Source organism: Lactiplantibacillus sp. YT640, from assembly GCF_049745435.1.
GTDB lineage: Bacteria > Bacillota > Bacilli > Lactobacillales > Lactobacillaceae > Lactiplantibacillus > Lactiplantibacillus plantarum.
In genome coordinates this window covers 1-23,570 of record NZ_JBMNVY010000017.1, presented here as the reverse complement: position 1 = coordinate 23,570, position 23,570 = coordinate 1, and the positions used below count along the sequence as shown (strand labels likewise).

General features: G+C 44.1%; 25 protein-coding genes and 1 other annotated feature. Of the genes, 21 read left to right on the top strand and 4 right to left on the bottom strand.

Features of this window, described 5'->3' with window-relative positions:
- Positions 1-13: 13 nt before the first annotated feature.
- Positions 14-1,207 carry an LCP family protein gene (locus tag ACOV1R_RS10770; RefSeq protein WP_003640920.1) on the bottom strand — a complete coding sequence of 398 codons (1,194 nt, stop codon included), beginning with the start codon at positions 1,205-1,207 and terminating at the stop codon, positions 14-16.
- A gap of 309 nt (positions 1,208-1,516) precedes the next feature.
- On the opposite strand from ACOV1R_RS10770, the gene ACOV1R_RS10765 reads away from it, so the two are divergent.
- The 4 genes from ACOV1R_RS10765 (at position 1,517) to ACOV1R_RS10750 (ending at position 5,875) form a co-directional block, all read left to right on the top strand.
- The gene (locus ACOV1R_RS10765) at positions 1,517-2,479 is read left to right on the top strand and encodes an AEC family transporter (protein ID WP_003643925.1); all 963 of its coding nucleotides are present in this window, start codon (positions 1,517-1,519) and stop codon (positions 2,477-2,479) included.
- Between the two features lie 432 nt (positions 2,480-2,911).
- The gene (locus tag ACOV1R_RS10760; protein WP_015379850.1) at positions 2,912-3,937 is read left to right on the top strand and encodes a DMT family transporter; all 1,026 of its coding nucleotides are present in this window, start codon (positions 2,912-2,914) and stop codon (positions 3,935-3,937) included.
- A 149-nt stretch (positions 3,938-4,086) separates the two neighbouring features.
- A complete protein-coding gene (locus tag ACOV1R_RS10755; RefSeq protein ID WP_003644979.1) occupies positions 4,087-4,764 on the top strand; it encodes a 2,3-bisphosphoglycerate-dependent phosphoglycerate mutase in 678 nt (225 codons plus the stop codon).
- A gap of 418 nt (positions 4,765-5,182) precedes the next feature.
- The gene (locus tag ACOV1R_RS10750) at positions 5,183-5,875 is read left to right on the top strand and encodes a matrixin family metalloprotease (RefSeq protein ID WP_128485121.1); all 693 of its coding nucleotides are present in this window, start codon (positions 5,183-5,185) and stop codon (positions 5,873-5,875) included.
- A gap of 189 nt (positions 5,876-6,064) precedes the next feature.
- On the opposite strand, the gene ACOV1R_RS10745 is transcribed toward ACOV1R_RS10750, so the two are convergent.
- The 3 genes from ACOV1R_RS10745 to ACOV1R_RS10735 all read right to left on the bottom strand — a co-directional run bounded on the left by ACOV1R_RS10745 (position 6,065) and on the right by ACOV1R_RS10735 (position 8,460).
- Positions 6,065-7,396 carry an aminopeptidase C gene (locus ACOV1R_RS10745; RefSeq protein WP_128485120.1) on the bottom strand — a complete coding sequence of 444 codons (1,332 nt, stop codon included), beginning with the start codon at positions 7,394-7,396 and terminating at the stop codon, positions 6,065-6,067.
- A 75-nt stretch (positions 7,397-7,471) separates the two neighbouring features.
- Complete coding sequence (gene rpiA, locus ACOV1R_RS10740; RefSeq protein ID WP_003640926.1) at positions 7,472-8,155, bottom strand: ribose-5-phosphate isomerase RpiA; 684 nt, start codon at positions 8,153-8,155, stop codon at positions 7,472-7,474.
- A gap of 8 nt (positions 8,156-8,163) precedes the next feature.
- A complete protein-coding gene (locus tag ACOV1R_RS10735; RefSeq protein ID WP_003640927.1) occupies positions 8,164-8,460 on the bottom strand; it encodes a GNAT family N-acetyltransferase in 297 nt (98 codons plus the stop codon).
- Positions 8,461-8,598: 138 nt separating this feature from the next.
- Between ACOV1R_RS10735 and ACOV1R_RS10730 the strand changes: the two genes are divergently transcribed.
- The 17 genes from ACOV1R_RS10730 to rplL all read left to right on the top strand — a co-directional run bounded on the left by ACOV1R_RS10730 (position 8,599) and on the right by rplL (position 23,500).
- Positions 8,599-9,135: a dUTP diphosphatase gene (locus tag ACOV1R_RS10730; RefSeq protein WP_003640928.1), complete on the top strand. Its 537-nt coding sequence runs from the start codon at positions 8,599-8,601 to the stop codon at positions 9,133-9,135.
- A 1,037-nt stretch (positions 9,136-10,172) separates the two neighbouring features.
- The gene (radA, locus tag ACOV1R_RS10725; RefSeq protein ID WP_003643928.1) at positions 10,173-11,552 is read left to right on the top strand and encodes a DNA repair protein RadA; all 1,380 of its coding nucleotides are present in this window, start codon (positions 10,173-10,175) and stop codon (positions 11,550-11,552) included.
- Between the two features lie 15 nt (positions 11,553-11,567).
- Complete coding sequence (locus ACOV1R_RS10720) at positions 11,568-12,743, top strand: PIN/TRAM domain-containing protein (protein WP_003640931.1); 1,176 nt, start codon at positions 11,568-11,570, stop codon at positions 12,741-12,743.
- A 325-nt stretch (positions 12,744-13,068) separates the two neighbouring features.
- Positions 13,069-14,559 (top strand): glutamate--tRNA ligase, encoded by a 1,491-nt coding sequence (gene gltX, locus ACOV1R_RS10715; protein WP_003640932.1) that lies wholly within the window; start codon positions 13,069-13,071, stop codon positions 14,557-14,559.
- A gap of 277 nt (positions 14,560-14,836) precedes the next feature.
- The gene (cysS, locus tag ACOV1R_RS10710) at positions 14,837-16,249 is read left to right on the top strand and encodes a cysteine--tRNA ligase (protein WP_016510972.1); all 1,413 of its coding nucleotides are present in this window, start codon (positions 14,837-14,839) and stop codon (positions 16,247-16,249) included.
- A 1-nt stretch (position 16,250) separates the two neighbouring features.
- Complete coding sequence (locus ACOV1R_RS10705) at positions 16,251-16,661, top strand: Mini-ribonuclease 3 (RefSeq protein WP_003640934.1); 411 nt, start codon at positions 16,251-16,253, stop codon at positions 16,659-16,661.
- On the top strand, positions 16,633-17,418 hold the full coding sequence (gene rlmB / locus ACOV1R_RS10700) for a 23S rRNA (guanosine(2251)-2'-O)-methyltransferase RlmB (RefSeq protein WP_003640935.1): 786 nt from the start codon (positions 16,633-16,635) through the stop codon (positions 17,416-17,418). Before ACOV1R_RS10705 ends, rlmB begins: the two co-directional genes overlap by 29 nt.
- Before the next feature lies 1 nt (position 17,419).
- Entirely contained in the window at positions 17,420-17,965 is a 546-nt protein-coding gene (locus ACOV1R_RS10695) for an NYN domain-containing protein (protein WP_016510973.1), read from the top strand.
- A 545-nt stretch (positions 17,966-18,510) separates the two neighbouring features.
- Complete coding sequence (locus tag ACOV1R_RS10690) at positions 18,511-19,074, top strand: sigma-70 family RNA polymerase sigma factor (RefSeq protein WP_003644973.1); 564 nt, start codon at positions 18,511-18,513, stop codon at positions 19,072-19,074.
- 61 nt (positions 19,075-19,135) lie between these two features.
- Positions 19,136-19,285: a 50S ribosomal protein L33 gene (gene rpmG / locus ACOV1R_RS10685; RefSeq protein WP_003637768.1), complete on the top strand. Its 150-nt coding sequence runs from the start codon at positions 19,136-19,138 to the stop codon at positions 19,283-19,285.
- An 11-nt stretch (positions 19,286-19,296) separates the two neighbouring features.
- Positions 19,297-19,482 carry a preprotein translocase subunit SecE gene (gene secE, locus ACOV1R_RS10680; RefSeq protein ID WP_003640939.1) on the top strand — a complete coding sequence of 62 codons (186 nt, stop codon included), beginning with the start codon at positions 19,297-19,299 and terminating at the stop codon, positions 19,480-19,482.
- A gap of 104 nt (positions 19,483-19,586) precedes the next feature.
- Positions 19,587-20,135, top strand: coding sequence for a transcription termination/antitermination protein NusG (gene nusG / locus ACOV1R_RS10675; RefSeq protein WP_003643932.1), 549 nt, complete (start codon positions 19,587-19,589; stop codon positions 20,133-20,135).
- Positions 20,136-20,162: 27 nt separating this feature from the next.
- Entirely contained in the window at positions 20,163-21,050 is an 888-nt protein-coding gene (locus ACOV1R_RS10670; RefSeq protein ID WP_003640941.1) for an alpha/beta hydrolase, read from the top strand.
- Positions 21,051-21,151: 101 nt separating this feature from the next.
- The gene (rplK, locus tag ACOV1R_RS10665; protein ID WP_003640942.1) at positions 21,152-21,577 is read left to right on the top strand and encodes a 50S ribosomal protein L11; all 426 of its coding nucleotides are present in this window, start codon (positions 21,152-21,154) and stop codon (positions 21,575-21,577) included.
- A gap of 100 nt (positions 21,578-21,677) precedes the next feature.
- A complete protein-coding gene (gene rplA, locus ACOV1R_RS10660; RefSeq protein ID WP_003640943.1) occupies positions 21,678-22,367 on the top strand; it encodes a 50S ribosomal protein L1 in 690 nt (229 codons plus the stop codon).
- Between the two features lie 55 nt (positions 22,368-22,422).
- Positions 22,423-22,536, top strand: a sequence feature (ribosomal protein L10 leader region).
- Between the two features lie 29 nt (positions 22,537-22,565).
- Positions 22,566-23,069 (top strand): 50S ribosomal protein L10, encoded by a 504-nt coding sequence (rplJ, locus tag ACOV1R_RS10655; RefSeq protein WP_003643933.1) that lies wholly within the window; start codon positions 22,566-22,568, stop codon positions 23,067-23,069.
- A 62-nt stretch (positions 23,070-23,131) separates the two neighbouring features.
- Positions 23,132-23,500, top strand: a complete 369-nt coding sequence (gene rplL / locus ACOV1R_RS10650) for a 50S ribosomal protein L7/L12 (RefSeq protein WP_003637775.1) — start codon at positions 23,132-23,134, stop codon at positions 23,498-23,500.
- Positions 23,501-23,570 lie beyond the last annotated feature (70 nt).

The window sequence follows — 23,570 nt, the reverse complement described above, 5'->3', positions numbered from 1 at the left end:
TTTTAATAGTTGCTTAGTACTGATTAGTCGTGGTTTGATCTTGAGTCGTGGTCTGGTCCTGCGTCGTTGTATCTTGTGTCGTACTAGTGCCATAAGTAGTGGTATCACTAGACGTTGTGGTACTTGATGAACTTGAACTGGAACTTGAGCTACCCGTTGTAATTGAAGCTGTCTCAGAGAAGACTGACTCTGTTAAATTACTGTTTGAGAGTCCCAGCGCTTTACGGATGCGCTTCGAATTCTTGTAACGTTCTGACGAAGAGGCAACTTGATAAGAGAGCCCATCGATCGTCGCGTCAGTACCTTGAACGGTATATGATTTGGCATGGTGAGACGCATTCTTGTACTTCGTATCGAGTGCGACCATGTCATTCCAAGTTAAGTCGGTGCGCATGTTCTTAGCGAGTTTTTTCGTAATCTTTTCAATATTGGCAATTGACCCAAGTGAGTTAGACTGACTAACCATGGCCATAATAACCTGCCGTTGCCGTTTTTGACGACCATAATCACCCTGAGGATCGTCATAACGCATCCGTGAGTAATCAAGTGCCGCTGCACCATTAAGTTTGATCTTAACGCCTTTCTTAACGTTGGCATTACCGTATTTGAAAGTCAGCTTAGGTGTCACGGTCACGCCGCCCATCGCGTTGATGATCTGTTTTAAACCACCCATGTTCAGTAAGACGTAGAAGTCAATTGGAACATCCAGTAACTTCTCTACTGACTTGACGGCACCACTTGCGCCCCCAATGGTGTAGGCTGCGTTAATTTTTTGTGATTGCCCATCGATCATCACTTGCGTATCCCGTGGAATACTAGTGAGCGTCATACTTTCTTTTTTAGGATTGATTGTCGCAACAATCATGGTATCAGTCCGGGCTGAGAAGTCCTTGCCGCGACCTAGTGCACCAGTATCAGTTCCCAACAGTAGAATCGAGAATGGCTTGCCCTTCTTAATAACGGCATCAACATTCCGAAGCTTGGTCGAGCCGGTCGACTGGTAGGTCGTATTCATCGTATCCTTAGCGGCATTCCAGGTCTTGTAGCCCCACCAGCCACCCGTAACGATCAACAGGACAACGACGATTAGTAAAGTAATTAACCAAGGACGTTTTTTGTGTGGTTTCAAATGTGGGTTACGCTGTTGCTGTTCACGATAGCGGCGTTGGCGTGGTCCCATTTCATTATCATTGTTATTTTCTGACATATTCGTTCCTCATCACTTTAGATTTTTCCCTCAATAGTCATTTTATGACGTTTAGCAAATCATTGGTCCTTAAAGTTAGTAATTTAAAAAGATTTTAATAATCAAAAAATTACTGGCATCAGTAGTAACACAATTATAGAACACTATAAGTAATATTGTGACCGGCGTCAAACGTTTCCATCTATAAATTACGGTACAAGCCATCATAAAACAGTGGTATACTTGAATAATTCTCATTGAATTATTATTTTACATAGCTTGATAGCGATATTCAATGATGAGCAATTTGTTAAGAGGGGAAGACTGAGCGTGCAAATTTTACAGACATTCGTGCAGAGTATTCAAGGTGTCATGACGATCATCGTGATGATTGCAGTTGGTTACTTGTTGGCACGCTGGGGCTGGTTTAATGAAAGTGCGACTAAGCTGATTGCCCGATTGGTCACTCAAATTGCGCTACCAGCCTATATGATTGCAACGATCACAAAGCAGTTTACAGCGCATAAATTATTATCAACGTTGCCAGGATTACGTTTTCCAGTTCTTAATATGGCTATTTTGTTTGGCATTTCGTTCGGGGTGATGCGAGCCTTAAATATTAAAAAGAGTCATCGCGGCTTATTTGCCTCCATGTTTTTGAACTCCAATACGGTGTTTATTGGGCTACCGGTTAATCAAGCCTTGTTTGGGAATAGCGCATTGCCATACGTGTTAGTTTATTACATGGCCAATACCACCATTTTCTGGACGCTGGGCGTTTATTTGATTCAACGTGACGGTACTGGCACTGCTAAGTTTGACTTGAAGCAGACACTGACCAAGATCTTCTCACCGCCATTACTAGGATTTATGATTGGTGTCTTGCTTGTTCTAGGAAACATTCACGTTCCAAAATTCTTGATGGATGATTTCTCATATATCGGCGGTCTAACGATTCCGCTGTCCATGATCTTTATTGGGATTTCAATGGCCAACGCCGGGTTAAGCAGCATGCGCTTCGACCGGGATAGCTTGGGAATTTTACTTGGGCGTTTTATCCTTGCGCCGGTACTGATGACGCTGATGCTTATTCCAATGTCGATTCCATTGGAGATGAAGCAAGTCTTCATTCTGCAGTCCGCGATGCCCGTCATGACGAACGCGCCAGTTGTCTCCAAACTGTACGGGGCGGATGCCGATTATGCCGCGGTCATGGTGACAGAAACGACACTATTGAGCCTGATCGTTATTCCGATTTTGATGGTGATCGTTCAAGCCAATTTTATTCGTTAATTATTATGTGACTTAAAATTAAAAGTACCCGAATGCGTGCCACTAGTGACAGGCGTTGCGGGTGCTTTTTTGCTGGTTATTAATGATGAAAACTCAATTTAGTTCGGTCAACAAGGTTTGACCAATTAGATACTTTCTGCTCAGGGCCGTCCCAACACGTCTCGCTGGTAGTTTTTGATGACAAGCTGATGAGTGCGTGCTGGATGATGGTTGAGGCGGCAAGATGCCATTGAATGGTTCAAGCCTGATGAAAATTGTTTTCAAAAGCAATTAAAAATTGAAAAAAATAACGCCTGATTCCGCGTTAAACGGCGTTTTCCCGTGGATAAAAGCGAGGTAGTATACTGAGCTGATTTGAAAGTCACGTGAAAATGGTGCTATACTGAGAACCGTTGCGTATTAAATTTTGATTAAGAAGGAAGCGAACGTTTCGTGAAGAAAGCATATCTTTACATTGCAATTTCGACCTTAATGTTTAGTTCGATGGAAATTGCGCTAAAGATGGCCGGCAGTGCCTTTAATCCAATCCAATTGAATCTAATTCGATTTTTTATTGGGGCAATTGTGTTACTGCCATTTGCATTGCGGGCATTAAAGCAAACCGGACGAAAGTTAGTGAGTGCTGACTGGCGGCTATTTGCTTTAACCGGGCTAGTGTGTGTCATTGTCAGTATGTCGCTTTACCAACTCGCGATTACGGTCGATCAAGCTTCGACTGTGGCCGTATTGTTTAGTTGTAATCCGGTATTTGCGCTATTATTCTCCTATTTAATTCTGCGAGAACGGTTGGGTCGAGCTAACTTGATCTCCGTCGTGATTTCTGTGATTGGGTTGTTGATCATTGTTAATCCGGCCCATTTGACGAATGGGCTTGGGCTGCTATTAGCCATCGGGTCTGCCGTGACTTTTGGGCTGTACAGTATCATCTCGCGTTATGGGTCTGTTAAACGGGGCTTGAATGGGCTGACGATGACTTGTTTTACTTTCTTTGCTGGTGCGTTTGAACTTCTAGTTTTAGCTTGGATTACTAAGATTCCGGCTGTCGCCAATGGGTTGACGGCCATCGGTTTGCGGCAATTTGCTGCCATTCCGGTTTTGGTGAATGTTAATCTCAACTATTTCTGGTTACTATTTTTTATCGGCGTTTGTGTTACTGGTGGGGGCTTCGCGTTTTATTTCTTGGCAATGGAACAAACCGATGTTTCAACGGCTTCCCTAGTATTCTTCATTAAGCCGGGGTTGGCGCCAATCTTAGCAGCGTTGATCCTCCATGAACAAATTTTGTGGACGACAGTGGTCGGAATTGTTGTGATTTTGATTGGTTCCGTCGTGACCTTTGTTGGTAATCGGTTCCGTGAACGGGATACGATGGGGGCGATTGAGCAGCCAACAGCGGCCGCCACTGATGATGAACATGTCATCAAAGCCGCGCACACCGTTTCAAATCAAGAAAATTAATTAATCGTGGACGGTCAGGGTGATATTAATCAGCTTGACCGTTTTTTTGTGGCAAGCGCGTTATCGCACGTAACAGCTGGTTGTGACTTTGAAAAATGAACCAAATCGATTATCATAGGAAGTATTGAAGATAGTAGGTGGGAAAGAGAATGACAGAACTAGTATTGGTTCGCCATGGTGAGAGTACGGCCAATCGGGATAATACGTATACCGGTTGGAGTGACGTCCCGCTAACAGCAGTGGGTATTGCACAGGCTCATCAAGCTGGCAAGCGATTACGAGCTACGGGACTGCAGTTTGGCGCTGTGCATACCTCAGTCCTAAAACGGGCTATCGTTACCGCGAATATTATGTTAAGTGAAATTGATCAGTTATGGCTGCCTGAGTATAAGACGTGGCGGTTAAATGAACGACATTACGGTGCCTTACGTGGTCAAAATAAGGATGTGACTCGTCAAGAGTATGGTAAGGCGCAAGTTCAACAGTGGCGGCGGAGCTTTTATACGGTGCCGCCGTTGTTGACACCAGCTGAACTAGACCATGATCGACGTTACACCAAGTACGGTGCCGCCGTCGAACCGCGGGGAGAAAGCTTGAAGATGGCTTACGACCGCATCATGCCTTATTGGATCGATGAGATTGCACCGCGGTTGTTAGACGGCCAAAACCAACTCGTGGTGGCGCATGGTAGTACGTTGCGTGCGATGATCAAATATTTAGAGCATATTAGTGATACTGGGATTGATGGTGTCGAAGTTGCTAACGGAGTGCCAATTTGTTATCACCTTGATCAGCAACTGCACGTTATCGGTAAAGAAGAGTATTAAATTTAGTAATAGTTCTCCTAAGCGGTACTTTTATTGAAAGTAAGTGCTAATCTGGACTGTTTTTTTAGACCATTATTAGATTAATCGAGCCTGAGTTAAGAGCTTCAGCAGACGCTGAAGCTCTTTTTTAGTTAAAGTGTTAAATAAATGCCCAGTATAAGTAATTATAATCATTGATAATAATTGCCGACGAGTACTCAAAAAATGATACAGGCTTAAAAAATTGATATAACAGTGCTTTCACAACTATTTGAGTCAATATAAATATTTTTAATGTAATAAAATCCTTCAGTTTTCATAAATAAATATAATATATCACTTGTAATAGAATGGTAAACGCTGTAACATATCAGATGGACAAACTCGCGATTTGGCGCGGTTAACAGCCAAAAATCTGATCAGAAATCTTTGGTTAACGATGATGAAGCATAAAAATTTATTATTACTAATAATAATGAGCCTGGGTTTTTGCGGCATGCTGCTGATGTTTGCACCGCAGCTTAGTACGCTGATCAACTCGAATACCTCGCGAGTTGAAGCGGATAAGACTAGTGATCACGATACAACTCATGATCAGGTCTACTACAATGACCAGATGGATAATTATCAATATGATTATATAAATAACGGGACTAAGGTTTTGAATTATAAGGCTCGCTTCAAGAATCGGGTCATCACGTATCGGATTACAAGTGATAGCAAGGTGTATCGAGCGATTTGGCTACGAGCCGTGGAACGTTGGAATAACACTAACGCGGTGAGGTTAGTTGAGGCTAAGGACCAAGCGAAAGCCCAGATTACGTTGGGCGAGAGTGAAGACGAGACGGAGACGACCGGATCGGAAATCGGCCGGACTTGGCGGACGTACTATCAAAGTGGTTCGCAAGGAACAACTTGGAGGGATTCGGCGAAGTGTGTGATTTACACGAATCGCTTTCCAGCCAGCAATCATTCGGTAGAATATAAGCTGTCCGTTGCGACCCATGAATTGGGACATGCACTGGGACTAGAGCACGAGAACAACAAGAGTGCGGTGATGTATTACCAGTCGCATCGAGCAGCACATATCACGACTCGTGAGATTAGTACGCTTAAGCAGATGTATAAATAATTATAATAGTGATTGCTATAAGTAAACGTAATAATAAAAAAATCGACTAAACTCACGCGAGTTTGGTCGATTTTTTTATTGTTTGTTGTTAGTAGTTCCTTGAGCGGTAGTTAAGTCTAATGCAGTCCAAAAAGCACCATCACGCTAAAGCAGTAATGGTACTTAATTTAGATGGACCATTAAACTTAATTAGGCTAATGCACCCATTGGATCCCAAGGTGCTAAAACAGTTGGTTCTTCGGCTTGGGCTGCCTTTAAGTCATCGGACAAGAATTCCTTGTTAACAACAACTTGGTAGCAGTATTCGTCCATCCAAGCATCGTTCATGACGAAGAAGCCCTTAGTCCCAACTTTGTCGCCCCAGCTATTTTCAACCTTCCACTTAGTTGGTTGGCCGTCAACGAGGTCGACACCGGTGATAACCATGGCGTGGGTCATCAGACTTTCGCCGTAATCAAGACGTTCAGCCTTCGACATTGAAAGGTCAACGTCGAATAATTCATCTTTACTGTAGACATCGGTAGCCATGACCCCTTTTTGGCGGTCGGAGGATTGACCAACATCACAACCAAACCAGACACTTTGGCCAGCTTGTAATTGCTTGATGGCCAATTGCTTGAAGTCGGCCATAGACACGTTCAAATGTTTGACTTCACGGCCACCTAAGACGTTACCTAACATTTCAATCGTGTAGGTATGGTTATAAGGCTTGTCGTCGGTTGGGGCGTTGATGATTGAAACGTAATCGTCCAAATTCCAGCCAACGTACTTTTCGAAGAAGCTTTGTGGCGTCAAGTTTTGGTCGATGTGGTATTGTTTCTTATCATCACGATATTCCCAGTCAAAATGTGAAACGGGTTCGCCAAAGGCATAGGCTAACATGCGATAGACTTCATTTAACATTTTTTCCTTGCGTTCTTGAATCGCGTCGTCACTAGTTCCGGCAGCCACTAGTTCACGTAATTCAACGGCATCTTTACGTAATTTTAAGTTAAGTGTGCTGTTGATTTCAGCCGATTTTGAACTGTTGTAAGTTTCAGGCATGACACTCTTAGGCACGATACCGTACTTCTGAATAATGGCAACGAGCATATCCCATTGGCCACCATCTTGTTGTGGCGTGGTCATCAACCAGGCAACTTTACGGCTGCTAGTTGGTTGGTCAGCGGTTGCCAACACGTTTTCATAGAAATAGTTCGCTTTTTCGAACTTATCCCAGAAAAAGGTGTAGTTTTGTGATAGTTCGAAATGTTTCAAGTTGAATTTTTCAGCTAATGAATGCCGCATCGTGTTTAAAGCGGCGAACATCCAGCAACGGCCACTTTGCTTTTGGTTCGCAACGTCACCTGTATCCAAATCAATGGAAAATACTGGTGTGGTTTGGCTCATGGCCTGAATATCTTGACTGCTTGCTAAGATACCGTTCTTAGTGACACTACGTTCGATGACTTTTGCTTCGGGACGTTGGTCCAAGTCGGCTTGAAAGTTAGCAATTTGGTTCATACTGATTGCTTTACTCAAAAGATCACTCTCCTTTAATCTAATTCTAATTGTATCGGTTTATGACGGGTGGGGCAAGCGGGGAGTCGCACAAAACTATGGTCGCGCTTCGATAACCTCGGGACCATTGGCATGACCGACAATGACAGTGTTGACCATGTCTAAGAACAGGCCGTGTTCAACCACACCAACCATGTGAATTAAATCTTCGGCTAAAGCGTGGGGATCCGTGATTGGGTCGATGTGTAAATCAATGATAATATTATTAGAATCGGTCCGGACGAGTTCATCGTTGACTTTACGGAATACTGGGTTATAGCCCCGGGCAGCCATTTTTTCAAAGACATGTTGGCTGCCGTAAGGAATCACTTCAACGGGTAAGCCAAAGGCACCTAATTGATGGACCATTTTGCTTTCATCAACAATCCACATGACTTTATCAGAATTGATGGCAACGATTTTTTCGAAGAGTAAGGCGGCGCCACCACCCTTAACGCCTTGGAAATCATCGGCGATTTCGTCGGCACCGTCGATCGTTAAGTCGAGATGGTCGACTTCGTCAACGGATTTCATCGGGATACCGAGCGCCTTAGCTTGGGCAGCGGTTCGGTCGGAGGTTGAGACGCCGACAATGTTTAAATGTTCATTTTTGACCCGTTCACCCAGAGCATCAACCATGAATTTAACGGTTGAGCCGGTTCCGAGGCCGACCTGCATGCCGTCTTGAATGTATTCAACGGCTTTTTGACCAACAAGTTGTTTTAACTGATCCTGATTCATAATATGAATTACTCCTTTGATTGAGAACTAGTGACTAATACGTCGGCAGCTTCAGGGTGCCGATCAAAGTAAGCCTTAGCGTAGGTACACAGTGGCTGAATACGTTTGTGTTCAACTCGAGCGGCGTCAATAACGGCTTTGGTTAATTGGCCGGCAATGCCCTGATGACCAAAATCGTCACGAACAAAGGTATGTTCAATGACCCAGGTCTGATCATTATTGATGGCGGGGAAGGTAATTTCACCAGCCAACTTGCCGTGATCGTCATTAAAATAAAAGCGGTGTGCTTCACGCGTGAATTCCATTGATTTCACCACCTTGTAAAGGGTTTTATATCTACCGTAATTAAACCGGTAATTGCCCGTTTTGTCAACGAAACTTCTATAATAAAAGTATGGTAAAATGTGAACACTAAATTAATGTTGAGAAAGTAGGAATTTGAAATGGCACGGGGATTTGAAATTGTAAGTCAATACGCGCAGGCGGGGTTACATGTACCTTACCGCACTACCAAGCAAGCAGCTGGCTATGACTTCGAAGCGGCGGAAGATTTTACGTTACCGTCAATTTGGAAAATGAACTTTATCAAAGTACTTTGGCAAATACATCATGGTGAAACGAGTTCTGCAGCCGATTTGGATGCGGCGGCTAAAGTCCTTAAACCATGGCTTGTTCCAACGGGTATTAAGGCATTTATGAATGATGGTGAATACTTACTATTAGCCAATCGTTCTAGCAACCCCTTGAAGCGTAACTTGATTCTACCGAATGGGATTGGCGTCATTGACGCTGACTACTATAACAATCCCAAGAACGAAGGTGCGATTTTCGTCCAATTAATCAACATGGGGATTCGCGACGTTCACATTAAAAAGGGTGAACGCATTGCCCAAGGGATTTTTACCCCTTATCTGACTGTTACGGATGAAACGAATGTGACAACGACACGTTCTGGGGGCTTCGGTTCGACCAATAAATAGGAAATAATAAAAAATCGGTAAAGCCAAGGTGATTTAAAGGCTTTAATGATTAATAATGGTAAAATAAACTTATACCCATAGCATGAAAATGACGATCCAGTTAATTGAGTTTGATTGATTATTTAAGTCTGCATCGTACTGGCTGGTTGTTTAGTAAGAATCATGGTTAAAAGGTGCCAATTAGATAGATTTCTGTTCGTCTGCAATGACTATCCTATTCCGACCTCCGGGACTGGGTGACAATTGCTGGAACGTAAGCCGACGTCGATTTGAGCTAACGCATAACCCGCGTCATCTCAAATACGAGTCTTATTCTAAGCCGGAAGAAAGACACTTCCGCCTAAGAATAATTTGGCTACTGAGCATTGTCACCCAGCCCCTCCAGCCGGGAAGCCGCTCGAATGGCAAATAAACGGCCGCTTAACTTGGTACAATTGGTTGCTGACTACTTTGATACGAAAACTTTGAGCGAAACATCAGAATGTAATCTCTACTTTGTCGAAACGTTCAATGTATTATGACTGGTAACTCAGAAATAGTAAGTCATCACAATATCATTTTCGGCCTGACAGTTGATTGAGAAAATTACCGTTTATGAAGAACAACGACCAATTCATCAAAAGTTGAGTACATCTTCATCAGCTATTCGAATACCATCCCGACTGGAAGGTGTTTCTGACAATGCCCAGTACTGCAAGAGTGTGAAGTCTCAGTCTGACCCGAACACGTTTCACCAATATGGCATAAAAGCGTGAAAGGCCAGTATTTAAGACGTGGGCTTCGGCTCAAATCTGTGCCCACCGCGTTCCGGCAATTGGCAGAAATGCCTGGAGGTCGGTGTAGGACGAATTAACTAAGCAAGTTTACGCTAACCCGGACTGTTTCCAGCGGGCCTAAGCTGGCTGCTTTTAAATTTAAAAAACGGCACGTTTTAATCATGACTCATGACAGTGTGACGCGGATGAAGTAATTATTTTAGAAATTCCAATACCCAACATTAAATTGATATGTTGGCGGAGAAATGGAGACGTGTGTACGTGGCAAAAGCAAAAACTCAGTTTGTTTGTTCTAACTGTGGTTATTCAACACCGCGATATTTAGGACGGTGTCCGAACTGTGGTGAATGGAATACACTAACTGAAGAACATTTTGATACAAAACCGGACCGCAAGTCGCGGGTGAGCTTTGCGGGTAAGTCGGCTAAGCCACAACGACTCAAAGAAGTGTCGCTGACTAAGACACCGCGTGTCAAGACTAAGCTGAAAGAGTTCAACCGGGTCTTAGGTGGCGGTGTTGTGCCAGGTTCACTAGTTTTGATCGGTGGTGATCCAGGTATTGGTAAGTCAACGTTACTACTGCAAGTTTCGGGGCAATTGGCCGAGACGGGTGGTTCTGTACTATACGTGACTGGTGAAGAAAGTGCCTCCCAAGTGAAGATGCGGGCGGACCGGCTGGCTGTTAGCAGTGAAGACTTTTATCTTTATCCTGAGACTGATATGTCGAATATTCGTTCAACGATTGAATCGACGCATCCAGAATTTGTGGTCATTGATTCGGTACAAACGATGCAAGAACCTGATATGGACTCTGCGATTGGTTCAGTATCACAAATCCGTGAAATTACGGCTGAACTACTGCAAATTGCGAAGACTAACGGCATTACCATTTTTATTGTGGGCCATGTGACTAAGGGTGGTGCCATTGCGGGGCCTAAGATCTTAGAACATATGGTTGATACCGTTTTGTACTTTGAAGGTGATTTACATCATACGTACCGCATTTTACGGGCAGTCAAGAATCGATTCGGGTCAACGAATGAACTGGGAATATTTGAGATGCGGACGGGCGGTTTGTATGAAGTGGCCAATCCGTCAGAGATCTTCTTGGAAGAACGTCTGAAGGATGCTACGGGTTCCGCCATCGTTGTTTCAATGGAAGGAACACGACCAATCTTAGTAGAAGTTCAAGCGCTGGTAACGCCAACGGTCTTTGGTAATGCGAAGCGGACCGCAAGTGGCTTGGATCATAATCGAGTCTCCTTGATTATGGCAGTGTTGGAAAAACGGGCGAGTCTAATGCTTCAGAACCAGGACGCGTATTTGAAAGCGGCCGGTGGCGTTAAGTTAGATGAACCGGCGATTGACTTAGCTATTGCGGTCAGTGTGGCTTCTAGTTATCGTGACCAGCAGACTCGTCCGAGTGACTGTTTTGTTGGTGAAGTCGGTTTGACTGGTGAGATTCGGCGGGTCAACCGGATTGAATCTCGAGTTGGTGAGGCGGCTAAGCTAGGTTTTAAACGTATCTTTATTCCTAAGAATAATCTGCAAGGTTGGGATATCCCAACTGGAATCGAAGTAATTGGAGTTGCCACGCTAAAAGAAGCGCTCCAATTAGCATTACAACAACCAAATTATTAAAAAGGGGCTGATGCCATGAAGAAGTTAACGGTGCGACTAGTATTTATTGTCGTCGGGGGTACGTTAGGACTAACTTACCTGCCGTTCTTGTGGACGACAATTTTGTCGCAACCAAATGTGTTATTGAATAACGTTTTTACCAACTTTTTGTTGGGGGCGCTGATTCTATGGGTTTTGTCATTGTTCTTAGCCAATGCCGCTGTACGACTGGTGGATCGAGTCGAAAAGAACTTATCCAAGCAAAACCCAATGACACTTTTATTTGGCAGTATCGGATTTATTATTGGGTTATTGATCGCGGTTCTGATTTCGCAATTATTTAATCGTAGTCCATTATTCCTATTGAACACGGTCGTCCCAATTATTTTGATGTTGTTTTTTGGTTACATTGGTGCGCGAGTCGGGACTACCCGGATCGACGAGTGGCGGAAAGTTTTCAACTTCCGCCGTCGTGAAAAGGAAACAAGTCCGGAGATTACTGATGCTCAGCCAGATCAGAACTATCATCATTATAAGATTCTAGATACCAACATCTTGATTGACGGCCGGATTTACGACATTGTCAAGACTGGTTTCTTAGAAGGGACACTGTTAGTACCGAACTTCGTCTTGTATGAATTACAGTACATTGCGGATTCAGCTGATAGTATTAAACGTGTGCGGGGTCGTCGCGGGCTAGATATTTTAAATAAGCTACAAAATGAAAATATTATCCCGGTTGAAATGTACGAGGGCGATTTTGAGGATATTCCAGAAGTTGATAGTAAACTCATTCAATTGGCTAAAAAAGTCAACGGTGTGATCGTGACGAATGACTACAACTTGAATAAGGTGATTGAGTTCCAAAACGTACAAGTTCTCAATATTAATCAGTTGGCTAAGTCGTTGAAACCACGGGTTATTCCTGGTGAAGAGATGAATGTCATGGTCGTCAAAAATGGTAGCGAACGCCAACAAGGGGTCGGTTACTTGGACGATGGGACGATGGTTGTCGTCGAAGATGGGAAGTTTTACATCAATGAAAAGGTGGATGTCGTTGTAACGAGCGCCTTACAAACGGATGCTGGTCGAATGATTTTTGCCCGTTTAGCGCACGCTAATCGCGGAATTCCGGATCATGCGGATGGAAATAATAAGCACAACAATAATCATAGTAATAATCGAAATAATAATCGCGATAATCGGCACTAGGTTAAGCGATTCAACGGTAGCAACTCATTTGATGGGGGCTACCGTTTTTTTGTTCAATGATGACTAATCCAGGACGTCGTAAGGGAGGCGGCCGAATCGCAACAAAATAGGAGGGTTAATGCTCATTATCAATAAATTGGGATGTTGTTAGTGTACGATTAGGGCCTGTTTCGATATTTTTACAATGGGTTCAGTCTGAAACCTTAATTTTTAGCGGTAAACATGGTAAACTGGAAAAGCAAGTGAAAGTCGGAATATTCTGGTCGATAGAAAGGTTCCGGCGTAACATTTAAGATGAAAAAATACGAAAGAGGCGTTAATCACATTGGCAAAGAGCAAGATTCGTGTGCGTTACGCACCAAGTCCAACTGGCCATTTACACATTGGTAATGCTCGGACTGCATTGTTTAACTATTTATTTGCCCGGCATAATAAGGGAAAGTTCATTCTTCGGATTGAAGACACCGATTTAAAGCGGAATGTTAAAGACGGTGAAAAGAGTCAGATGGACAATTTGACGTGGTTAGGGATTGATTGGGACGAAGGTCCGGATAAGGGTGGCGACTTTGGCCCTTACCGTCAATCAGAACGGAAATCAATCTATGACCCGTTGATTCAACAATTAATTGATGAAGGTAAAGCTTACGAATCTTACATGACGGAAGACGAATTGTCGGCACAACGTGAAGCTCAAAAAGCGCGTAAGGAAATGCCACACTACGTCTACGAATTTGCTGGCATGACGGAAGACGAAAAACAGGCGAAGATCGCGGCTGCTAAGGCGGCTGGTATCCAACCCGTTATTCGCTTCCACGTCCCAGAAAATACGACCTATGCTTGGGATGACATGGTTAAAGGTAAAGTTTCGTTTGAATCCAAGACGGTTGGTGGCGACTTTGTCATCAAGAAGCGTGACGGGATGCCAACGTACAACTTTGCGGTGGTTGTTGATGACCATATGATGGAAATTAGCCACGTCTTCCGTGGTGATGACCACGTTGCCAACACGCCTAAGCAATTGATGATTTATGAAGCCTTTGGTTGGCAACCACCGAAGTTTGGCCACATGAGCTTAATTATCAATACCGAAACCGGTAAGAAGTTAAGCAAGCGTGACGAAACCGTATTGCAATTTATCGAACAATACCGTGAATTGGGTTACTTACCAGAAGCAATGCTTAACTTCATCATCCTACTAGGATGGTCACCAGTTGGCGAAAGTGAATTGTTCAGTAAGCGCGAATTCATCAAAATGTATGATGAAAAGCGGTTGAGCAAGTCACCAGCAGCTTTTGATGGCAAGAAGTTGGAATGGGTGAACAACCAGTACATTAAGAAGGCTGACGAAAATGAAGTCTTTGCAATGTCAATTCGCCAATTGATCAAGGCTGGCCGGTTACCACAACGCCCAGATATGAGCCAGATTGAATGGACACGGACGTTGGTTTCATTATTTAAGAACCAGATGAGCTATACTGGTCAAATCGTTGATTTAGCAGATCTCTTCTTCAATGGTCCGGCTGATATCAATGATGAAGCTAAGGCCGAACTTGATAATGACACGGCACTCCCTGTCTTGAAGGAATTCCGGCAACGAATCGAAGATATTGACGTCTTCGAAGCAACCGCAATTCAAAAGACGATCAAGAGCATTCAAAAGGATACGAAGATCAAGGGCCGGGCATTATACATGCCGATCCGGATCGCCGTTTCTCACGAAATGCACGGGCCAGAATTACCAGAAACGATTGAATTATTAGGGCGTGAAACGACCAAAAAGCATCTCGATGCTATGATTGCGGAACTCGCCAAGTAATGAATGGATTATTAAAATATTAGTTGGTTGTCGTAAGTGGCGGTCGTCGTCAGCAAGACAACGCAATTAATACATCGTGCGGTCAGCAAGCTAGTCCCCGGGTGAGCGTTATCTCAGTATCGCGAAAGTTACCCAGTGGCGCGTGACTGCATATGAAAGTATCTTTTGTATGGTGGAGTTTCGGTTCCACCGTGCGAGGGATGCTTTTTATTTGTGTTTCAAACATGGTAAACTATCATCAAAAGTAATGATTCAATTGAAAGGAGTTGTCGCCAATATGTTAAGTGTTTTTAATACGTTAACGCGTCAAAAAGAACCGTTCAAGCCCATCACCCCCGGAGTTGTGAAAATGTATGTCTGTGGGCCGACCGTTTATAACTATATTCATATCGGTAATGCGCGTTCTGCAATTGCCTTTGATACTATCCGACGGTATTTTGAATATTGCGGTTACCACGTTGACTATGTCTCCAACTTCACGGATGTGGATGATAAGCTGATCAAACGTGCCGCTGAAGATCACACCACGGTACCAGCAGTTGCTGACCGGTTTATTAAAGCTTTTATGGAAGATACGACTGCGGTCAATATTGAACCAGCGACGGTTCACCCGCGGGCCTCTGAGAATATCCCAGAAATCATTGCATTTGTACAAGCATTGATTGAAAAGGGCTATGCTTACGAATCAGCTGGCGACGTATATTACCGCGCACGGAAGTTTAAAAAGTATGGTCAGTTATCTGACCAGCGAATCGATGATTTAGAAGTGGGTGCCAGTCAGCATACTGCCGATGAAGAAACCGATCGTAAAGAAGATCCAATTGACTTTGCACTCTGGAAAGCAGCCAAGCCCGGTGAAATTTCATGGGAATCGCCATGGGGTGCGGGTCGGCCCGGCTGGCATATTGAATGCTCGGTCATGTCTACTAAGTACTTGGGCGATACGTTTGATATTCATGGTGGTGGTCAGGACCTTGAATTCCCACATCATGAAAATGAAATTGCCCAGAGTGAAGCGAAGACCGGCAAGACGTTTGCCAATTATTGGTTACACAACGGTTTTGTGACGGTTGGCGATGACAACGAAAAGATGAGCAAGTCATTAGGTAATTTTGTGACGGTCCACGATATTATTAAAACGGTTGATCCGCAAGTGCTACGGTTCTTCATGGCGACGACCCAGTACCGGCGACCGATTCAATATACGCAGGCCAACTTAGACGAGGCAGCTAATAACTTGGATAAGTTACGTAATGCTTATCGTAATCTCACGTTCCGGTTGCAAGATGCGACGAACGGGACGGATACTGCGGTGGCAGAACAGTTACAGACACTCATCACTAACTTTGGAACCGCAATGGATGACGATTTCAATGTTCAAAACGGGGTGGCTGCTGTGTATGAATTAGCTAAGTTAGCCAATGTCTATGCAGCCAAGGCAACGGTTCAAAAAGAGACGTTGATTGCCTTACAGAAGGCATTAGTGCAGTTGACTGGCGTCTTCGGCGTCACTTTTGAAATGGTTAATGCGACGCTGGCTGATGACGCGATTCAAGCACTGATCGATGAACGAGAAGCTGCTCGTAAAGCTAAGGATTTTGCTAAGGCCGACCAGATTCGTGATGATTTGAAAGTTCAGGGGATTATTTTAGAAGATACGCCTCAGGGTGTGCGGTTTAGAAAGGAATAATATGCAAGTTGATTATCAACAATTAAACGGGATTGCACTCGCGTACCTCGGTGACGCGGTGTATGAACCGTTTATTCGCCAACATTTGATTGAAAGTGGTTTTACTAAAGCCACTAAGTTGCACCACCACGCAACCCACTATGTTTCAGCCAAAGCGCAAGCGGCACTGATCGAACGGATGCAGGCCGAAGAAGTTTTAACGCCAACTGAAGTGGACGTTTTTAAGCGTGGACGGAATGCCAAGAGTCATACGTCGGCCAAACATACCGATGTCGTCACTTACCGGATCTCAACCGGTTTTGAAGCCGTTTTTGGGTATTTACAATTGACTCAGCAGGCGGACCGAATTGCAGAACTGGCACAGTGGTGTATTAAACAAGTTGATGAAGGGAGGGTTTCCAGTGTCAAATAACGAACAAGACCAAACAGCAGCTGACTTTGTAATCGGGCGGCACCCCGCCATGGCAGCAATCAAGAGTGATCAACAGATCAACAAAGTCTTTATTCAAAGCGGTCTACAGGCCGATGTACTGAATGACATTGCCAAGATTGCGAAGAAACGTAATTTGATCGTACAGTACGTGCCGAAACAAAAGTTAGACCGTTTAACCGACAACGCCAACCATCAGGGGGTAGCTGTGGGGGTGGCTGCTTTTGAATATGCCACCATTGATGATTTATTTGCTGTTGCTAAGGCTAAGAATGAAGCGCCATTTTTCTTGATCTTGGATAATATCGAAGATCCCCATAACTTAGGTTCGATTATGCGGACGGCCGATGCAGCTGGCGCCCATGGCATCATTATTCCGAAACGGCGCGCCGTGGGGTTAACCAGTACGGTTGCCAAGACGTCAACGGGGGCTATCGAACACGTGAAAGTTGCGCGGGTGACGAACTTGGTTCAAACGGTTAAACAATTGCAAGAAGCCGGTCTGTGGATCTTTGGGACTGATATGAACGGGACGGACTACCGACAGTGGGATGCTTCCGGTGCCGTTGGTTTGATTATTGGTAATGAAGGTAAGGGAATTTCACCATTACTTAAGAAGAGTGTGGACGAAATGTTGACCATTCCAATGATTGGTCATGTTCAAAGTTTGAATGCCAGTGTGGCGGCCAGCCTTCTGATTTATCAAGGCTACACGTCCCGGCATCCACTGGGAAAATAAGATGAAACAACAATTATTGATTGTCGATGCTTACAATATGATTGGCAACTGGCCAGAACTCAATCATTTAAAACAAACGGACCGGTTGCCGCAAGCTCGTGACGAGTTAATTAGCATGTTGACTGAGTATAAAAAAATTACGGGCCTTAATATTAGCCTGGTTTTTGATGCGATGTACGTTCCGGGTAATTCTAAGAGTTATCGCCAAGCTGATCTTGAGATTATTTGGACGAGTAAAGACCAGACCGCTGACAGTTATATCGAAAAGTACGCGGGTGAAAAGCAATCGCGAGTACTTCAAGTGACGGTTGCGACTAGTGATCAGGCAGAACAATGGGTAATCTTTTCGGAAGGTGCGCTACGAGTACCAGCTTTGGAATTACGGCACCGCGTCAAGACTGCACTGAAAGATGTGCGTCATACCGCCGTGCGTACCCAGGATTTAGGTGCCGTTCGTAAATCACCCTGGAATGAGGATCAATTATCGGCCTTGGATCAATACCGCCAACAACTAGAACGCAATCACGTTAAACATCATCACAAGTAATTAGGTGGTTGCCGCGAGCGTGGGTTGTTTCTAAATCGTCATAATTAATATTTAAATTTTGCAAAAGATAACCAGTGGCAATTTAAGGCTCGAAAGCAGTTCTAGTATTAAAATATCTAGTAATCAAATGCCCCAGTTCAGCTGCTGTTCACTAGATGTTAGGATGGCTTGTCATAACAGTTTTGGTGTTATCGGAGTTTGCGCTGGCGATTGCATTAATCGGTTGGTTAGACAGCGCAGTGGCTTCTTGCAACTCCAGCGGACGCGCGTACTCGTCGCCAACGGGCTTAAGTAGGTCGCACTTGTCTTTGGCGTTAGCAATATTTTGATATTACTAATAATTAGTGCGATATGGCACTATTAGGTTGATGAATAGGACGATCATAGTAGTTTTGATAGCCGCGTATAAGAGGATTTCTGTGAGTGCTGAGGTGGCTGAATTGAAACGTTCGTTCGCTTGTGACGGCACAATTAACCCGGTATATTAGCATTACAGATGCTCAGGGGTGCAGTTTCTGAAACTAGTCAGAAGCGAGGAATGTCACGTGAATGAACAGCAATTGATCCACTTAGCAGCAGATGGTGATGATGCAAGCATTAATGCATTAGCCCAGCAGTATGTGCCAGTTGTTTGGCGGTTGCGGCGGCAATACTATGTCCGGAACTTTGACGAGGATGATTGGCTTCAAGAAGGTCGAATTGCAGTTTATCGAGCGGCTAAAAAGTATCAACGGCTACGGCAATGTAGCTTTGGCACTTATTACCGGGTGCTATTGAGTAATCAGATTATTGATCATATTCGGCGGACACAGGCTCGCAAGCGTCGTCCGGAAGGGGATATCTTATCACTGGATGTTAATGATGAGGATATCTTATGCAATATTCAGACGCTAAGGGCCTCGACCCTTGATGTGGTTCATGTTCGTGAGCAGGTGCGGATTTTTCCAGCAATCTGTTCGGCATTTGAAGGATTGGTTTTTATGGATCTATTGGCAGGGCAATCGCCAGAACGGATTGCATTGAGTCGGCAAGTGGAAGTTGATCAAGTGGTCAACGCCACGGATCGATGCCGCAAGAAGATGCGTGACTTTTTACAAGACGCTGCCTGAAATTGACATTCGAAAAGTTCCATGCTAATGTTATACCTGATTTATTATGGAGGTTTTGTCGATGGCACAGAAAAAAGTTGCACTGGCATGTACCGTTTGTGGTTCGCGGAACTACACGATTGATGCTAACCCGAATCGAACTGACCGCTTAGAAGTTAAGAAATTTTGTAAATATTGTGGTAAACACACACTTCATCGTGAAACGCGGTAGGGGGATTAGACATGCGCTTATTTAAATTTTTTGGTCAAGTTGGACATGAAATGAAAAAAGTGACCTGGCCAACTTGGCGGGAAAATCGTCGTGATTCGTGGACAGTTGTCTCAACATCACTGTTCTTCGTGGCGTTTTTCGCTTTATTTGATTGGATTATCCAATTATTATTACAAATGTTAACAAGCTGGCATTAATGGCTTTTTGAACAAATTTTTGTTATAATAATGGCATTGAAAGAAAACTTCGTGCAAACGAGGTTTTTTTATTTTGCCAAAAGACATTTTAAAGGAGAATAATAATGGTCGAGTCTGTTGAGAAAAGATGGTATGTCTTACATACCTACGCTGGTTATGAAAATAAGGTTAGTTCTAACTTGGAATCCCGTATTCAATCTATGGGAATGGAAGACAATATTTTCCGGGTCGTTGTTCCCGAAGAAGAAGCTCATGAAGTCAAGAATGGGAAAGACAAAGTTGAAATGAAGAAGATCTTCCCCGGGTACGTTTTGGTTGAAATGGTCATGACGGACCAAGCTTGGTATATTGTTCGGAATACGCCAGGTGTTACTGGGTTCTTAGGATCACATGGGCAAGGTAGTAAACCAACGCCATTGTTGCCTGAAGAAGCGGAACAAATCTTGCATCAACTAGGCATGAGTGCTCGGCATACCGAATTGGACGTTGAAGTTGGCGAACAAGTTACCATCATCGATGGTGCTTTCTCTGGCCTTTCTGGTGAAATTACTGAAATTGACAACGAAAAGATGAAGCTCAAGGTTAATATCAATATGTTCGGTCGGGAAACAAGTACTGAATTGGACTTCGATCAAGTTGACCAGATTCGGTAATTAATTTAAGTAAGCTGGTGGACCATCTTGGCAGAAGTAATTTTAGTCATCATCGGCGCCTTAGTGCTCGGTATTTTGGGGCGTATCACCTTTAAATTTTGGCAATACGGGCGACCGCAGCATTTGCGGCAGTCGGTGTCGGCTAATTCAGCAGATGATAGCGCCGTGACGCTATTTATTCCAGGGTATGCGGGCAACCGGTTCTCTTTTGGTGGCATGCTCCAACGTTTTACGGCCGGGGGCATCGCCAATAAGTCATTAGTCGTAATGATTGATCGACATAATCATCCCCATGTGACTGGTGAGCTAGACGCTTACCGCCCAATGGTACAGTTGATTTTTGCCACGCCACGCGTTGCTGTACGGCAACAGGCGGCGGGCGTCTTGGCAGTTGTGCAGTATTTGATTGCGCATGAGCACGTTCAGACGATCAATTTAGTCGCTCATTCGATGGGTGGTGTGGTGCTCTTTCAATACTTGACGACAGCTGCCAAACTGGTCAATTTACCGGAAGTCCGCAAGGTTGTCACAATTGGTGCGCCGTTTAATGATAGTGAGGTCGGGCAGAATACGTATCCGATTGAAAACCACCCGTTGACGGCGACCGGACCAACTAAGACCACGCCCGTTTATAATTATTTTTTGCGAACGCTCCAACGATTGCCAAACACGATTTCGTATTTGAATATTGCGGGTAACATTGGCGATGCGGCGCAAAGTGATGGTGCTGTCGCTCTGAATAGTGCGTTGTCATTGCGCTTTTTACTGCGACCGACGCGTGACCAGTATCAAGAATTTGTGGTACATGGTAAGAATGCCCGCCATTCACGATTACATGAAAACTATGAAGTTGATCGCCAAATCGTCCAGTTTTTATATCCAGAAGCCACAAAAAAGGTTGCTGGTGAAAAATAGATATGCTACAATGATATTTGTGCGTCACGTATGCACGTTTACGTGGGAGGAGCAAAAACTCAGCTCCATTTACCACATCACGGACTAAGGAGGAATGTCTCGTGGCTAAAAAAGTAGCTAACGTTGTTAAATTACAAATTCCTGCGGGCAAAGCAACACCTGCTCCGCCAGTTGGCCCAGCTTTAGGTCAAGCAGGTATCAATATCATGGGTTTCACAAAGGATTTCAATGCTCGTACTGCTGATCAAGCAGGTATGATCATCCCTGTTGTGATTACGGTGTACGAAGATCGTTCATTCGACTTCATCACTAAGACCCCACCTGCTGCCGTTCTATTGAAGAAAGCTGCCGGTGTTGAAAGTGGTTCCGGTGAACCTAACACGAAGAAGGTTGCAACTGTAACCAAAGATCAAGTTAAGCAAATCGCCGAAACTAAAATGCAAGATCTAAACGCAGCTGACGTTGAAGCAGCTATGCGCATGATCGAAGGTACTGCTCGGAGTATGGGATTCACCGTCGAAGGCTAATTCAGTACTGTTGAGTATGTCGGACACTTCATCAAAATGAATGTGTCAAGTGGGAGGAAATCTCCGTTTGAACCACATTTGCAAGGAGGAAAACACTTAGATGGCAAAGAAAAGTAAACAATACCAAGACGCCGCTAAGCTCGTTGATCGTGACAAAGCTTACGATGTAACTGAAGCGGTAGACTTGGTTAAAAAAATGGATTTCGCAAAGTTTGATGCAACTGTTGAAGTTGCCTTCAAATTAAACGTTGATACAAAGCAAGCCGACCAACAACTTCGTGGCGCGGTTGTCCTTCCTAATGGTACCGGTAAAGATCAAACCGTTATCGTTTTTGCTAAGGGTGACAAGGCTAAAGAAGCTGAAGAAGCCGGTGCTGACTTTGTTGGTGAAACTGATTTAGTTCAGAAGATCCAAGACGGTTGGTTAGACTTTGATGTCGCAATCGCTACCCCTGACATGATGGCCCAAGTTGGTCGTTTAGGTCGGGTTCTTGGACCTAAAGGCTTAATGCCTAACCCTAAGACTGGTACGGTTACGATGGACGTTGCTAAAGCCGTTAACGATTCAAAAGCTGGTAAGGTGACTTACCGGACTGACCGTGACGGTAACGTTCACGTTCCTGTTGGCAAGGTATCATTCGATACTGACAAGTTAGTTGGTAACTTCAAGACCATTGAAGACACCATCGTGAAAGCTCGTCCAGCCTCAGTACGTGGGACTTTCATCCAAAACTTAGTTGTTACTTCAACCTTTACCCCAGCGGTACGTGTTGATTTAGCATCATTTTAAGGATTAAATTCTGAAAACAATTGACCCCGTGGGTGATCTGTGATAGATTACTAGAGGTTAAGTAATATCTCTACCTAAGACTCAGGCGGCTTAACGGCCTTAATCTACCTGCCGAGGACATTGTTTTTTCTCTATGTCTTGGTGGACATAGGGATTTTTTTATAAATCCCTGAACCAAAATTCTGGGAGGTGAATCTGTTGAGTAAAGAAACAATTGCTGTTAAAGCACAAGAAGTCGAAGAAGTTGCAGAACAATTGAAGAGCTCAGTATCAGCCATTGTTGTTGATTACCGTGGTTTGACTGTTGAACAAGTAACTGATTTACGTAAGCAATTACGTGAAGCCGGTGTTAAGATGCGCGTTATCAAGAACAAGATCATGGTGCGTGCCGCTGATAAGGCCGGATTTGAAGACTTAAAACCTGTATTTGCTGGTCCTACTGCCGTTGCCTTCTCTGAAGAAGACCCAGTTGCTCCTGCAAAGATCTTGGCTAACTTCGCGAAGACCGCTGATGCCCTTCAATTAAAGGGTGGCGTGATCGAAGGTAAAGTTGCTGATCTTGAAACTGTTCAAGAATACGCTACGATGCCATCACGTGAAGAATTATTGGCTACGATCGCCAACTTGTTACAAGCACCTGTTCGTAACGTTGCATACGCTGTTAAGGCGGTTGCTGAAAAAGGCGACGAAGACGCAGCTTAATTTGCTGTCAGTGTGTTAAAAAAACTAAAATATAAGTTCATATAAAATGGAGGAACAAAAAAATGGCTTTTGATAAAGATGCTATTATCGACTCATTAAAAGAAGCTTCAATCTCAGATTTAAACGACTTAGTTAAGGCTATCGAAGAAGAATTCGATGTCTCAGCTTCAGCCCCTGTTGCTGTTGCCGGTGCTGCTGGTGGCGACGCTGCCGCTGCTAAGGATTCATACGATGTTGAATTAACTGAATCCGGTGACCAAAAGGTTAAGGCTATTAAGGCCGTTCGTGATATCACTGGTCTTGGCTTGAAAGATGCTAAGGGTCTTGTTGATAACGTACCTTCAATCATCAAAGAAGGCGTTTCAGAAGACGAAGCCAACGATATGAAAGCTAAGCTTGAAGAAGTTGGTGGTGTCGTTACCCTTAAGTAGTCAAATACTTAGAGTAACGTTATTAATCCGGAAACATCGTTGTAATGACGGTGTTTCCGGATTTTTTTGT

Coding starts and splice junctions, on each gene's coding strand:
- rpiA (WP_003640926.1), bottom strand. CDS start 8,155: ATGAATCAGGATCAGTTAAAACAACTTGTTGGTCAAAAAGCCGTTGAA.
- ACOV1R_RS10770 (WP_003640920.1), bottom strand. CDS start 1,207: ATGTCAGAAAATAACAATGATAATGAAATGGGACCACGCCAACGCCGC.
- ACOV1R_RS10695 (WP_016510973.1), top strand. CDS start 17,420: ATGAAACAACAATTATTGATTGTCGATGCTTACAATATGATTGGCAAC.
- ACOV1R_RS10730 (WP_003640928.1), top strand. CDS start 8,599: ATGGCACGGGGATTTGAAATTGTAAGTCAATACGCGCAGGCGGGGTTA.
- ACOV1R_RS10720 (WP_003640931.1), top strand. CDS start 11,568: ATGAAGAAGTTAACGGTGCGACTAGTATTTATTGTCGTCGGGGGTACG.
- rplA (WP_003640943.1), top strand. CDS start 21,678: ATGGCAAAGAAAAGTAAACAATACCAAGACGCCGCTAAGCTCGTTGAT.
- ACOV1R_RS10705 (WP_003640934.1), top strand. CDS start 16,251: ATGCAAGTTGATTATCAACAATTAAACGGGATTGCACTCGCGTACCTC.
- ACOV1R_RS10735 (WP_003640927.1), bottom strand. CDS start 8,460: ATGGAATTCACGCGTGAAGCACACCGCTTTTATTTTAATGACGATCAC.
- rlmB (WP_003640935.1), top strand. CDS start 16,633: ATGAAGGGAGGGTTTCCAGTGTCAAATAACGAACAAGACCAAACAGCA.
- nusG (WP_003643932.1), top strand. CDS start 19,587: ATGGTCGAGTCTGTTGAGAAAAGATGGTATGTCTTACATACCTACGCT.
- rplL (WP_003637775.1), top strand. CDS start 23,132: ATGGCTTTTGATAAAGATGCTATTATCGACTCATTAAAAGAAGCTTCA.
- cysS (WP_016510972.1), top strand. CDS start 14,837: ATGTTAAGTGTTTTTAATACGTTAACGCGTCAAAAAGAACCGTTCAAG.
- ACOV1R_RS10750 (WP_128485121.1), top strand. CDS start 5,183: ATGATGAAGCATAAAAATTTATTATTACTAATAATAATGAGCCTGGGT.
- secE (WP_003640939.1), top strand. CDS start 19,297: ATGCGCTTATTTAAATTTTTTGGTCAAGTTGGACATGAAATGAAAAAA.
- ACOV1R_RS10755 (WP_003644979.1), top strand. CDS start 4,087: ATGACAGAACTAGTATTGGTTCGCCATGGTGAGAGTACGGCCAATCGG.
- rpmG (WP_003637768.1), top strand. CDS start 19,136: ATGGCACAGAAAAAAGTTGCACTGGCATGTACCGTTTGTGGTTCGCGG.